This is a genomic window from Mycobacterium sp. IDUB_17 (assembly GCF_055419465.1).
The window spans coordinates 559,102-572,507 of the sequence record NZ_JBVAXS010000001.1; the positions used below are offsets into that span (position 1 = coordinate 559,102).

Here is a 13,406-nt window from a genome sequence, read left to right on the forward strand (position 1 = left end):
GGTAGGAGACTCCCCGATGAGCGCCGCCCCCAGCCCAGCCCCCGCTGCCCCGATCCGGGTCGCGGCCGGGACTACCGCCGGCGCGGCGGTGCGCGAGGCGGATCTGCCCAGTCGCGGAACGCCCGACGCGATCGTCGTGGTGCGCGACGCTGACGGCCGGCTACGCGACCTGTCCTGGGCCCCCGACACCGATGTCGAGGTGACGCCCGTGGCCGCCAACACCGAGGACGGCCGCAGCGTGATCCGGCACTCGTGCGCCCACGTGCTGGCCCAGGCCGTGCAGGACATGTTCCCGCAGGCCAAGCTGGGTATCGGGCCGCCGATCACCGACGGCTTCTACTACGACTTCGACGTCGCCGAGCCGTTCACCCCAGAGGACCTGCAAAAGCTCGAAAAGAGGATGCAGAAGATCGTCAAGGACGGTCAGCTGTTCTCCCGTCGCGTCTACGAATCCAAGGATGAGGCGCGCGAGGAACTGGCCGGTGAGCCCTACAAGCTCGAGCTGGTCGACGACAAGTCCGGCGACCCGGACGTCATGGAGGTTGGCGGCGACGAACTCACCGCGTACGACAACCTCAACGCCCGCACCAAGGAGCGGGTCTGGGGTGACCTGTGCCGCGGCCCGCACATCCCGACCACCAAGTACATCCCGGCGTTCAAGCTGACCCGCAGCAGCGCCGCGTACTGGCGCGGCGACCAGAACAACGCCAGCCTGCAGCGCGTCTACGGCACGGCCTGGGAGTCGCAGGAGGCGCTGGACCGTCATCTCGAACTCATCGAGGAGGCGCAGCGCCGCGACCACCGCAAACTCGGCGTCGAGCTGGACCTCTTCAGCTTCCCCGACGAGCTCGGCTCCGGCCTGCCGGTGTTCCACCCCAAGGGCGGTGTCATCCGCAAGGAGCTGGAGGACTACTCGCGGCGCAAGCACTCCGAGGCCGGCTACGAGTTCGTCAACACCCCGCACATCACCAAGGAACATCTCTACATCACCTCGGGTCACCTGGAGTGGTACGCCGACGGCATGTACCCGCCGATGCACATCGACGCCGAGTACAACGACGACGGCACGGTCCGCAAGCCCGGGCAGGACTACTACCTCAAGCCGATGAACTGCCCCATGCACCACCTGATCTACCGGGCGCGGGGCCGCTCGTACCGCGAACTTCCGTTGCGGCTCTTCGAGTTCGGCTCGGTGTACCGGTATGAGAAGTCCGGTGTGGTGCACGGGTTGACCCGCGTGCGCGGCATGACGCAGGACGACGCGCACATCTACACCACGCGAGAGCAGATGCGCGACGAGCTCATCTCGCTGCTGCAGTTCGTGCTCGACCTGCTCTCGGACTACGGCCTGGACGACTACTACCTGGAGCTGTCCACCAAGGATCCCGACAAGTACGTGGGCTCCGACGAGATGTGGGACGAGGCCACCGAGACCCTGCGGTCGGTCGCCGAGGCCTCGGGCCTGGACCTGGTCCCGGATCCGGGCGGCGCGGCGTTCTACGGGCCCAAGATCTCCGTTCAGGTCAAGGACGCGCTGGGCCGCAACTGGCAGATGTCGACGATCCAGCTGGACTTCAACATGCCCGACCGCTTCGAGTTGGAGTACACCGCCGCCGACGGCAGCCGGCAGCGCCCGGTGCTGATCCACCGCGCCCTGTTCGGCTCGATCGAGCGATTCTTCGGCGTGCTCACCGAGCACTACGCCGGTGCGTTCCCGGCCTGGCTGGCGCCGGTGCAGGTGGTCGGTATCCCGGTCGCCGACGCGCACCTGGACTACCTATATGACGTTGCCGCCCAACTGAAGTCACGCGGCGTGCGGGTCGAGGTCGACGGCAGCGACGACCGGATGGCGAAGAAGATCGTCAACCACACCAACCAGAAGGTGCCGTTCATGCTCCTGGCGGGTGACAAAGACATCGAAGCCGGTGCCGTCAGCTTCCGGTTCGGTGACCGCACCCAGATCAACGGTGTCCCGCGAGATGAGGCGGTGGAGGCGATCGTGAAGTGGATCGCCGACCGCAACAACGCGGTGCCGACGGCCGATCTGGTCAAGGTGGGCACCAGCGAATGACCGGGGACGAGCGGTCGATCGTCGACCACGGCGGCGGAGACGCCATCATCGACCATGGCGTGGGTGAACCCGACCACTTACAGCGGCTGTGGACACCGCACCGGATGAGCTACATCGCCGATGCGGTCAAGGGCGACAACAAGATCGGCTCGGCCGGTTCGTCGCAGCCGTTCACCGACATCCCCGAGATGTCCGACGAGGACGGGCTCATGGTGGCCCGCGGTGAACTCGTGTACGCCGTGCTCAACCTCTACCCGTACAACCCGGGTCATCTCATGGTGGTGCCCTACCGCCGGGTGTCCGAGCTGGAGGACCTGACCGAAGCCGAGAGCGCCGAACTGATGGCGTTCACGCAGAAGGCGATCCGCGTCATCAAGGCCGTCTCGCGTCCGCACGGGTTCAACGTCGGCCTGAACCTCGGCATCTCGGCCGGCGGATCGCTGGCCGAGCACCTGCACATGCACGTGGTGCCGCGCTGGGGCGGCGACGCGAACTTCATCACGATCATCGGTGGCGCCAAGGTCATTCCGCAGCTGCTGAGCGAGACCCGGGAGCTGCTGGCAGGAGAATGGGCCCGCCAGACGTGAGCAACCTGTTCCTGATGAGCCGGGCGGCCTACGCCAAGCTGTCGCGGCCGGTGGCCAAGGCGGCGCTGCGCGCTGGTCTGACTCCCGACATCGTCACGATCGTCGGCACCGCCGGATCGGTCACCGCCGCGTTGACTCTCTTCCCGATGGGTCAGCTGTGGTGGGGCGCATTCGCCGTGTTCGTCTTCGTGCTCGCGGACATGCTCGACGGGGCGATGGCACGGGAACGCGGCGGCGGTACCCGGTTCGGCGCGGTGCTGGATGCGGCGTGTGACCGCATAGCCGACGGCGCGATCTTCGCCGGCCTGCTGTGGTGGGCGGCGTTCGGCCTGCACGACCCGACGCTGGTGGTGGCGATCCTCATCTGCCTGGTCACCTCACAGGTGATCTCGTACATCAAGGCCCGTGCCGAGGCCAGCGGGCTGCGCGGCGACGGCGGCATCATCGAGCGCCCGGAGCGCCTGGTGATCGTGCTGGTCGGCGCGGGGCTCTCGGGTGTGCCGTTCCTGCACATTCCATGGCTCCTGCATGTCGCGGCCTGGCTGTTGGCGGTGGCCAGCGTCATCACCGTCGCGCAGCGGATCCATGCGGTGCGCACGTCGCCGGGCGCCATGGACCTGCTGCAACCGCTGCAGCCCTCGCAGCCCGACGGCGGCGACACACAGGAGCCGGGAGCCTCGTGAACATTCCGCTGTCCGGGCAGGTGACCGATCTGGGGTACGCGGCAGGCTGGCAGCTGGTCCGCGCGATGCCCGAACTGGTGGCACGCAACCTGTTCGACGCGGGCGCCGTCTACGCCGCCCGTGGCGGTGGGCCGCAGCAGCTGCGCAAGAACCTGGCCCGGGTGATCGGGGTGCCCCCGGCAGAGGTGCCGGACGACTTGATGCGTGCTTCACTGGCCTCGTACGCCCGGTACTGGCGGGAGGCGTTCCGGTTGCCGTCGATGGATCTGACCGCTGTGGCCAAGCGTCTCGACGAGGTGTTCGTCGGCGCGGACAAGCTGCGGGCCGCTCGCGAGGCGGGCCGCGGCGCGGTGCTGGCGTTGCCGCACAGCGGCAACTGGGACATGGCCGGGGTGTGGCTGGCCCAGCAGTTCGGCACCTTCGCCACTGTCGCCGAACGGCTCAAACCGGAATCGCTGTACCGGCGTTTCATCGACTACCGGGAGAGTCTGGGATTCGAGGTGTTCCCGCTGTCCGGTGGGGAGCGCCCGCCGTTCGAGGTGCTCTCGGAACGGTTGCGGGACAACAAGTTCGTCTGCCTGATGGCTGACCGTGACCTCACCCGCAACGGTGTGGAGGTCGACTTCTTCGGTGAACCCACCCGGATGCCCGCCGGTCCGGCCAAGTTGGCGATCGAAACCGGCGCCCCACTGCATCCGACGCACGTCCACTACGACGGGGAGGACTGCGTCGTCGAGATCTTCGACGCGCTCGACACCTCGTCGGGGGACGTGTCCGTGGTGACCCAGCAGTTGGCCGACCGCTTCGCCGAGAACATCGCCGCCCACCCGGCCGACTGGCACATGCTGCAGCCGCAATGGCTGGCCGATCTGTCCGCCGAACGTCGCGCCCGGTTAGGTACCTGAGGCCATGCGTATCGGGATGGTCTGCCCGTACTCGTTCGATGTGCCGGGCGGTGTGCAATCCCATGTGCTGCAACTGGCCGAGGTGATGCGCGCGGGCGGGCATCACGTGAGCGTCCTGGCGCCGTCGTCGCCGCACGTGAAGCTGCCCGATTACGTGGTGTCGGGCGGCAAGGCCGTCCCGATTCCGTACAACGGCTCGGTGGCCCGGCTGCGGTTCGGGCCGGCCACCCACCGGAAGGTGAAGAAGTGGATCGCCGAGGGCGACTTCGACGTGCTGCATCTGCACGAGCCCAATGCGCCCAGCCTGTCCATGCTGGCGCTGCAGGCCGCCGAGGGGCCGATCGTGGCGACGTTTCACACCTCGACGACAAAGTCGTTGACTCTCAGCGTGTTTCAGGGGATCTTGCGCCCGTTCCACGAGAAGATCGTCGGCCGCATCGCGGTGTCGGACCTGGCCCGGCGCTGGCAGATGGAGGCGCTCGGCTCGGATGCGGTCGAGATCCCCAACGGCGTCGACGTACCGTCGTTCGCGAATGCGCCTCGGCTGGAAGGGTATCCGCGACCCGGCCGCAGCGTGCTGTTCCTCGGGCGGTTCGACGAACCGCGTAAGGGCATGCCGGTACTGCTGGGCGCGCTCCCCAAACTCGTGCGCCGTTTCTCCGACATCGAGATCCTGATCGTGGGTCGCGGCGATGAAGATGCGCTGCGGGAGGAGGCCGGCGAACTCGCCGGGCACCTACGTTTCCTGGGGCAGGTCGACGACGACGCCAAGGCCGCAGCCATGCGCAGCGCCGACGTCTACTGCGCGCCCAACCTCGGCGGCGAGAGCTTCGGCATCGTGCTGGTCGAGGCGATGGCGGCCCGAACGGCCGTGGTGGCCAGTGAATTGGATGCGTTCAGCCGCGTTCTCGATCAGGGGCAGGCCGGCCGGCTGGTTCCGGTCGGCGATGCCGACGCCCTGGCCGACGCGCTGATCGAGGTGCTCGACGACGACGCGCTACGCGAGCAGTACATCGACCGGGCCACCGCGCGGGTCGCCCGCTATGACTGGTCGGTGGTGGCCGGGCAGATCATGCGGGTGTACGAGACCGTGGCCGGCGCCGGGGTCAAAGTTCAGGTGGGTGACTAGACATGCCGACCTGGGTCGTGATGACGGCGCTGGCCGTCCTGGTGGTGCTGCTGCTCGTCGGCGGGTGGGCCTATCAGACCGCCAACCGGCTCGACCGGCTCCACGTGCGCTACGACCTGTCGTGGCAGGCGCTCGACGGTGCACTGGCCCGCCGGGCTGTCGTGGCCCGCGCCGTCGCAGTCGATGCCTATGCGGGAGCTCCGGCGGGCAAGCGGCTCGCGGCGCTGGCGGATGCCGCCGAGCGGGCCCCGCGTGCGGCGCGCGAAGCCGCCGAGAACGACCTGTCGGCCGCCCTGGCCGCGGTCGATCCGGCCGGGTTGCCGGTGGCGCTGGTCGCCGAACTGGCCGATGCCGAGGCCCGGGTGCTCCTGGCCCGGCGCTTCCACAACGATGCTGTCCGCGACACCCTGGCCCTGCGGGAACGCCGCGCGGTGCGGGTGCTGCGGCTGGGTGGAACAGCGGCGCTGCCGACCTATTTCGAAATCGTCGAGCGCCCGGACTCCCAGGCCGAGGTCAATCCGGTGAGCCGGCGTACCTCGGCACGCGTGGTGCTGCTCGACGAAACCGGCTCGGTGTTGCTGCTGCGCGGCAGTGACCCCGCGATCGACGATCCGGACAAACCTGCGCCGCGGTGGTGGTTCACCGTCGGTGGGGCGGTCCAGCCCGGCGAGGATCTGGCGGTCGCCGCGGCCCGCGAACTCGCCGAGGAGACCGGGCTGCGGGCGGCACCGGCCGACCTTGTCGGGCCGGTATGGCGGCGCGACGCCGTCATCGACTTCAACGCCTCGGTGATCCGCAGCGAGGAGTTCTTCTTCATCCACCGCACGGCCCGTTTCGAGCCGTCGGCAACGGGGCGCACCACCCTGGAACGGCACTACATTCACGGGCACCGCTGGTGTGATGCGACAATGATCGCCGAGTTGGTAGCCGGCGGGGAGGCCGTATATCCGCTTCAACTGGGTGAGCTGCTGGCTCAGGCCAATACACTGGCCGAACAGCCGGCTGCGACACTGGCGAATACGCGTGGATCTGCGCATCGCGAGCTGCAAGCCATCCGTTGAGTGCGGATTTAATGGATTTGGCGGCTCCACTAGACTGAATCAGTAGGACTTTGGAGGAGATTGCAGTGGATACCGCAGCCCAGAACGGCTCTAGCAACCAGACCGGTACCGCGCGCGTGAAGCGCGGGATGGCCGAGATGCTCAAGGGCGGCGTGATCATGGACGTCGTCACCCCCGAGCAGGCGAAGATCGCCGAGGGCGCGGGTGCCGTCGCCGTCATGGCCCTGGAACGGGTACCTGCCGACATCCGTGCCCAGGGCGGGGTGTCGCGCATGTCGGATCCGGACATGATCGAGGGGATCATCGCCGCGGTCACCATCCCGGTGATGGCCAAGGCGCGCATCGGGCATTTCGTCGAGGCGCAGATCCTGCAGAGCCTGGGTGTGGATTACATCGACGAGTCCGAGGTGCTGACCCCGGCCGATTACGCGAACCACATCGACAAGTGGAAGTTCACCGTGCCGTTCGTGTGCGGTGCGACCAACCTGGGTGAGGCCTTGCGCCGGATCACCGAGGGTGCGGCGATGATCCGCTCCAAGGGTGAGGCCGGTACCGGCGACGTCTCCAACGCCACCACCCACATGCGCCAGATCGGCGGCGAGATCCGTCGGCTGACCTCGATGTCCGAGGACGAGCTGTACGTCGCGGCCAAGGAACTGCAGGCGCCGTATGACCTGGTGGTCGAGGTGGCCCGGGCCGGCAAGCTGCCGGTGACGATGTTCACCGCGGGTGGTATCGCCACCCCTGCGGATGCGGCGATGATGATGCAGCTCGGCGCCGAGGGCGTGTTCGTGGGTTCGGGCATCTTCAAGTCGGGCAACCCGGCCCAGCGTGCCGCGGCGATCGTGAAGGCCACCACGTTCTACGACGATCCCGATGTGCTGGCCAAGGTGTCGCGCGGTCTGGGTGAGGCCATGGTCGGTATCAATGTCGAGGAGATCGCCCAGCCGCACCGGCTCGCCGAACGCGGCTGGTAAACAGCTCGTATGGCGATTGAAGAGATCCTCGATCTGGAGCAGCTCGAGGTCAACATCTATCGCGGTGGGGTGTTCAGCCCGGAGTCGGGTTTCCTGCAGCGGACCTTCGGCGGCCACGTGGCCGGTCAGTCGCTCGTGTCGGCGGTGCGCACGGTGGAGCCGACGTTCCAGGTGCACTCCCTGCACGGTTACTTCCTGCGACCGGGCGATGCCCGGGCGCCGTCGGTGTACATCGTCGAGCGCATCCGGGACGGTGGCTCGTTCTGCACCCGCCGGGTGAGCGCGATCCAGCACGGCGAGACGATCTTCACGATGTCGGCGTCGTTTCAGACCGACCAGACCGGCATCGAACATCAGGACGTGATGCCCGAGGCCCCCGGCCCCGACGACCTGCCCGGGTTCCGGTCCGGGGGAGCGTTCGACGACGCCGGATTCGCGCAGTTCGACGAATGGGACGTCCGGATCGTCCCGCGCGACCTGGTGGCGCGGATCCCTGGCAAGGCGTCTCAACAGCAGGTGTGGTTCCGTCACCGCGACCCGCTGCCTGACGATCACGTACTGCACATCTGTGCGCTGGCCTACATGAGCGATCTGACCCTGCTGGGCTCGGCCCAGGTCAACCACCTCGATGTGCGCAAGAACCTGATGGTGGCATCGCTGGATCACGCCATGTGGTTCATGCGGCCGTTCCGCGCCGACGAATGGCTTCTGTACGACCAGTCCTCGCCCTCGGCCTGCGGCGGGCGTTCGCTGACCCAGGGCAAGATCTTCAACCGCTACGGCGAGATGGTGGCCGCGGTGATGCAAGAGGGTCTGACGCGCTACCAGCGCAACTTCACCCTGGGGGAGGGCTCGTGAGCCCACGGGTCGGGGTGCTCGCGCTGCAAGGCGACACCCGCGAGCATCTGGCTGCGCTGCGTGAGGCAGGCGCCGAGGCGGGCACGGTGCGGCGGCTCTCCGAACTCGACGCGGTCGACGCCCTGGTGATCCCCGGCGGGGAATCCACCGCGATGAGCCACCTGCTGCGCGAGTTCGAACTGCTCGCACCGCTGCGGGCGCGCATCGCCGCGGGGTTGCCCTGTTACGGCTCGTGCGCCGGGATGATCCTGCTGGCCAGCGAGATCAAGGACGCCGGCACGGACGGGCGGGAGGCCCTTCCGCTGGCGGGCATCGATATGACGGTGCGGCGCAACGCCTTTGGCCGTCAGGTCGATTCCTTCGAAGGGGACATCGACTTCGAGGGGCTCGACACCCCGGTGCATGCGGTGTTCATCCGGGCGCCGTGGGTCGAGCGGGTCGGTCCGGACGTCAAGGTGCTGGCCCGCGCCGCCGACCATATCGTCGCGGTGCGCCAGGGCTCGATGCTGGCGACATCGTTCCACCCCGAGATGACCGGGGACCGTCGCATCCACAAGCTGTTCGTCGATTCGCTGTAGGCGCAGTTGTTCACGGACCAACTCCATCAGGCGGTTGGTTTATGCACCACGAGCTCCATGTGCATCGAATCCGTGTACTCACCGGTCCACGACGCACCCACGTCGAACCCGTGCCGGACGAGGGCTACCAGGAAATCCGGGCTCACCGCTGTCGCCCCTGGTGCTTTGCTCCCGACGGAGTAGAAACCCCTTTCGAGGAGCTGCGCCACAGAGGGTGCGCTGACTTCGGCCTTGGTGGTGGGTGTGCCACCTTTCGGGGTGATGGCCGTGCCGAATAGGAACAGGGGGTTCTCCAGAAGAGTACGCAGATGGGTGATGACAGCCAGGCGCTCCTTGGCGCCCCAGAGGGGCTGCAGTAATGCAATCCGAGCTGTCGCGGCGTCAGCGTAATGCTGCGCAGACACCGCGAATGAAGCATCCTCCGGCGGCGTCACCACTGTAGGCGCCAGTGCACGTGCCCACTGCGCAATCTGGTTGGCCTGTGATTTCGTCGGTGTCATGTCCCCACCCTTGGCCGCGACAGCCTGGGCTCGGTCGGCGACATTTCCCAAGCGGTCGAGGTCACTTCGAACGACGCGTGCGGCGGGCAGACTCGCGATGGTGAATCCAGCGGCCGTTGCCGCTGTCGTGATGTTCGCCTCCGCAGTGGACAGTGCCCCTAGCCAGGGTGTGATCACAGCCGGCACCTCGGCGAGCACTGCGGGCCTGTCCCTTACCGCGGCTTGGAAGTACCGCGTCCGCAGCTGCAGAAAGGCCTCTTTCTGGGCACCGAGGCTCTCCTGGAACGCAGCTGAAGTTGCAGTGAGGCGGTCACTTTCGCTACGGATAGTGGTCAGGAGTCGTTCGTGCGCGGGTGCCGGGACTACTGGGCTTGCGTCGGCATCCGGTGCGGGCTGCTGCTGCGCAGCCTCGCGGGCTTCGGTGTCCTGGCCCATTCGCTCGATGAGGTTGCGCCGCGTGCCGTAGTCTCCCAGCTGCAGATTCGACACCGAACCCGTTACGGTGCGGATCAGCTCGGCGGTTTCATCCCGCCCGATTCTCGGCAGTTTTGTCGGGTCATAATCGAGGGCGTAGCCCAGGGTGTGCATCGATAAGGAATTCAGGTGCGTGGCCGCGGTGAAGGCGGAGCGGAAACTGAATGCCACATCCAGCGGGGGAACCTGGCCGTGGACCTCATTCACCGCAGCCTCGATCCGGGGCTTGGTTTCGGCGGCCACCAATGGATTTCCAGGAACGCTGGCCGCGGTCATGCCATTGAAATGGTCGAGGGTAGCGTCGTAGCTGCCGAACCACTCCCGCCCGGACCGAAGAAACTCGCGACGCTGGGTGTCGTCGGCCAGTGCGTGCCCGCCGTTGCCCTTCTGTACACGATCGGGCAGGGATCTCGTGGCCTCCAGAGCCGCCTCGTCGCTGAGTTCGCGTTGGATCAACTGTCGCTGGTCCGGCGCCGCCGAGCGCTGAATCCGGGGCCCGAACGACTTCTGGTAAGGCGCGCTTTCGGCGTTCCATCGTGAGGCCAGCTCTGCGAAAATGTCTGAGCTGAATGTTATTTCGCTGCCGCGCACCCCACCTGTGCCACGGTTCACGTCCACATACGACGTACGACCTACCCAACCGAAGGTGACACGGCCGGTGGCATCCGCGATCGCCTGGGCAAGTGAGTCGCCGTCGGCGTTTGTTCCCCCATTGCATGATTCGAGGTCGATGAGTGCCTGGTCGGAGAAGACATCCCCGTGAATCTGTTGTGCGACAGATTTGTCGATGCCGTAGTTGGGGTGATCGTCCCAGCCGTAGCGCAAGGTCACCTGCCCGCGTACGCCGTGACTGAACACCTTCAGCAGTCGCACGCTGGCCGGTGGCATGCCGTTCAGTGTCGTCACTAGTCCCTCTGACGATGTCACCCACAGCACCTGCCCGCCGGGCGCGAGCTGGACGATCTTTCCGAGGTCGACGTTGGCGAATTCGTAGCCGGAGCGCTCCACGACCCAGATGGCATGGCCCTTAACCTGTTTGGCCGCGGTAACGAATTGGTACGGATACGCCTGATGCGGCTTTGGCGAGCCGATCACGACGACGACGTTCTCGCCCGCCTTGGTCAGCGGCACTCCTGGAGCCGGCCTGCGAGGCAGGTTACGTACGCGCTCCCAGGACTTTGCGATGAGTTCTCCCGCCGCGTTGCGACGCAGACGCATCAGGTACTCGCCCGGCTGCTCGAACGACCACTTCAAGTACGACCGCAGGTCATCTACGATGCCGCGGGCAACGTAGCCTGGCCAAGTACCAGGTTGGCCGACAAGCGCTCGTCCACCGGTGATCCCGGTATCTTCAGTATGGATCGTGAAGTCGATGCCCTCATAACCCTCCATCACGACCTGCCACACGTCGCCCATCACCCACTCGGAGGTTGTACGGGCGGTATCCGCTGACGGCGCGAGGTACCCCTCAGTATCGTGGCTCATCGGCGGCACGACGGGCGGTGGCTGGACAGCTTCTCGCTGGATTGAGTTGGGAACGCGGGAGATCGGGTTTTCGGGGGAGCCGGCACCGGGCATCGGACGGGCTCCGCCCTGCTGCACGACATGGGTCAGTTCGTGGGCCAACAATCGGTGATCGGTTTCATCGGCATCACGTCCCAGCCAGATATCGCGGCGGCTGGTGAACGCGCGGGCTCCGAGTGCCGCGGCGTCGGCGCGATCCTGGGCTGCGTCGTGGATTCGCACCTGCGAGAAGTCCACGCCGAGTGCGGATTCCATCCGGCTGCGTAGGCTCGAGGGCAGTGCCCTACCTGCGGAGGGAGCCGATATTCGAGCCCATAGGGAGTTGGATTCGGGCGCGCTGAACCGGGGTGCGGGTTGCCCGCCGGAAGGTCGCCGCGAAGGCTTGGATATGCCGGTGATCTCGGCGGCTGTACGATCCGCCTCCGACTCAAGTGGGTCGTCGGCTGCACCGACTTCGAGGGCTGGCCGGACACCAAATGCCAATGCTCGCCGGAGCGGATCGGGGAACCTATCAGCGAGGGCGGAACCCGGCTTCGGCTCGGGTTTCTTCTGTTGGGCGGCATCGAAACTGAGCGGGGAACTCACGCCAAAGGGCTTGGTGGCAGTGCGGAATCCACTGGCAGTCACCACTGCAGATCCTTGACGCGGATCTGCTCGTCGGCCCGGAGCGGGGTGTCATCTCGCTTGAGGCACAGCCCGAACGATGTCTTGTTGTGGGCACCGATCACGCGACCTTGATCCGACGGGGAGGCCGTCACCCAGCCTGTCGTCCCGACCACGTCGGCGTCCCACCAGTCGATCAGAGTGTGCCCACGAAGGTCGATTGTGATGTGGTGCCAATCGATCTCGACGCCATCGTTCGGGTTCTCGAGGACGACCGCGACGCAGAACGTATCGGCGTCACTGTGGGTGGTGCGGATCCGGACCCGAACGGAGTACGTGCCCTCGCCTATCCCGGCGTACATTCCGGGCTTGACCTTTACCCGGGCGATGAAGGGGTTGCGGTCGTCCGGCGGTGCTGTTGCGTTGCTCAGCCATGGGCGGATGGTCGGCTGCGGTGCCGGTGCGACGAAGTGGGGTTGCAGCCAGGCGAGTTTCGGATTGTCGACGGTGTAATCCTGGGTTGGGCTGAGGGTGAAGTGATAGCCGGCCCACCAGGCAGGCGCGCCGTAGGTCCACCATGACCAGCCGATGACGACGTCATCGTGTGCATCGAGGTATTCCAGTGCATTCGTCACGGCCTGGGCCGCTCCCGGGGTCGCTTGATTCGCGCCGAACTCGGTCAGGTGTAGCCGGACTCCGGAGGCACTGGCCCAGGCAACGGCGGGTTCCAGGCGCTGCCGGATGATGTCGGGATTGACGACATCGTCGCCGGATCCGTCGCCGCCGCTGTCGAAGTAGGTGTGCACGCTGGCGACGACGTTGTCCGCGCCCGCCAGATGCTGGGACCACGCCGACGCGTTGGAGACCTGTGTGTCGTCGGTGTCGTACCAGCTTTCCTGCCACGATGCCGGCTGGCTGAAACCGTTGCCGCAGATGAAGATCTGCCGTTCGGAGTTGGTGCCATGCACCGCCTCGACGGCGGCCGCAGCCGCGGTGAACCACCCGGTGGTGGACATGCCGTTGGGCTCATTGGACAACCCGAATACCGCGGTGGGGCAGTCGGACAGGGCTGTCTCGACTTTCGACCAGAAGCCGCCGAAGGAGTCGGCGGGGACGGCTGCCGAGCCGACCGGATCCCCTTTGTAGCGCGCGAAGTTGGGGTAGGTGCCGCCGTGCGGTTCGATCATCACGGTCAGACCTTTCGCGGTGGCGTAGCGCACCCGGTTGAGCAGCACACCGAAGTAGCCGTCGAGGCTCAGCTCGCCGTTGAGTTCGGGTTGCGCCAGTTCCCACGAGAAGGTGATTCTGATGAAGGGAACGCCGTTGTCTGCCAGATAGTCGATGTCGCGCAGCGACATCCAGATGTAGTTCTCACCTTCGACAGGTACGACAGCAGGGTCGTAGGCCACTTCGGCTCCGGCGATGTTGACCCCGCGCAACGGCGTGCCCATGCGAG

Annotated in this window: 11 protein-coding genes; 9 read left to right on the forward strand and 2 right to left on the reverse strand. The window is 66.6% G+C overall.

Going from position 1 to position 13,406, the window contains the following annotated elements; all coding sequences use genetic code 11:
- Positions 1-16: 16 nt before the first annotated feature.
- From thrS to pdxT, 9 genes are all read left to right on the forward strand, one after another.
- The gene (gene thrS / locus ACZYZ7_RS02870; protein ID WP_463740150.1) at positions 17-2,071 is read left to right on the forward strand and encodes a threonine--tRNA ligase; all 2,055 of its coding nucleotides are present in this window, start codon (positions 17-19) and stop codon (positions 2,069-2,071) included.
- Complete coding sequence (locus tag ACZYZ7_RS02875; protein WP_450068995.1) at positions 2,068-2,658, forward strand: ATP adenylyltransferase; 591 nt, start codon at positions 2,068-2,070, stop codon at positions 2,656-2,658. Before thrS ends, ACZYZ7_RS02875 begins: the two co-directional genes overlap by 4 nt.
- Positions 2,655-3,341, forward strand: a complete 687-nt coding sequence (gene pgsA / locus ACZYZ7_RS02880; RefSeq protein ID WP_450069260.1) for a phosphatidylinositol phosphate synthase — start codon at positions 2,655-2,657, stop codon at positions 3,339-3,341. The genes ACZYZ7_RS02875 and pgsA overlap by 4 nt, the downstream gene beginning before the upstream one ends.
- Complete coding sequence (locus ACZYZ7_RS02885) at positions 3,338-4,246, forward strand: phosphatidylinositol mannoside acyltransferase (protein ID WP_463740151.1); 909 nt, start codon at positions 3,338-3,340, stop codon at positions 4,244-4,246. Before pgsA ends, ACZYZ7_RS02885 begins: the two co-directional genes overlap by 4 nt.
- Positions 4,247-4,250: 4 nt before the next feature.
- Positions 4,251-5,375, forward strand: coding sequence for a glycosyltransferase family 4 protein (locus ACZYZ7_RS02890; RefSeq protein ID WP_135453933.1), 1,125 nt, complete (start codon positions 4,251-4,253; stop codon positions 5,373-5,375).
- Positions 5,376-5,377: 2 nt separating this feature from the next.
- Positions 5,378-6,436 carry an NUDIX hydrolase gene (locus tag ACZYZ7_RS02895; RefSeq protein ID WP_463740152.1) on the forward strand — a complete coding sequence of 353 codons (1,059 nt, stop codon included), beginning with the start codon at positions 5,378-5,380 and terminating at the stop codon, positions 6,434-6,436.
- A 65-nt stretch (positions 6,437-6,501) separates the two neighbouring features.
- Entirely contained in the window at positions 6,502-7,413 is a 912-nt protein-coding gene (gene pdxS, locus ACZYZ7_RS02900; protein WP_450068998.1) for a pyridoxal 5'-phosphate synthase lyase subunit PdxS, read from the forward strand.
- 9 nt (positions 7,414-7,422) lie between these two features.
- Positions 7,423-8,271, forward strand: a complete 849-nt coding sequence (gene tesB, locus ACZYZ7_RS02905) for an acyl-CoA thioesterase II (protein ID WP_463740153.1) — start codon at positions 7,423-7,425, stop codon at positions 8,269-8,271.
- On the forward strand, positions 8,268-8,849 hold the full coding sequence (pdxT, locus tag ACZYZ7_RS02910; RefSeq protein ID WP_135453937.1) for a pyridoxal 5'-phosphate synthase glutaminase subunit PdxT: 582 nt from the start codon (positions 8,268-8,270) through the stop codon (positions 8,847-8,849). Before tesB ends, pdxT begins: the two co-directional genes overlap by 4 nt.
- Before the next feature lie 26 nt (positions 8,850-8,875).
- Here pdxT and ACZYZ7_RS02915 read toward each other — a convergent pair whose 3' ends face one another.
- The gene (locus ACZYZ7_RS02915) at positions 8,876-11,977 is read right to left on the reverse strand and encodes an eCIS core domain-containing protein (RefSeq protein WP_463740154.1); all 3,102 of its coding nucleotides are present in this window, start codon (positions 11,975-11,977) and stop codon (positions 8,876-8,878) included.
- Entirely contained in the window at positions 11,971-13,401 is a 1,431-nt protein-coding gene (locus ACZYZ7_RS02920) for a glycoside hydrolase family 5 protein (RefSeq protein WP_463740155.1), read from the reverse strand. The genes ACZYZ7_RS02915 and ACZYZ7_RS02920 overlap by 7 nt, the downstream gene beginning before the upstream one ends.
- Between the last annotated feature and the right edge of the window lie 5 nt (positions 13,402-13,406).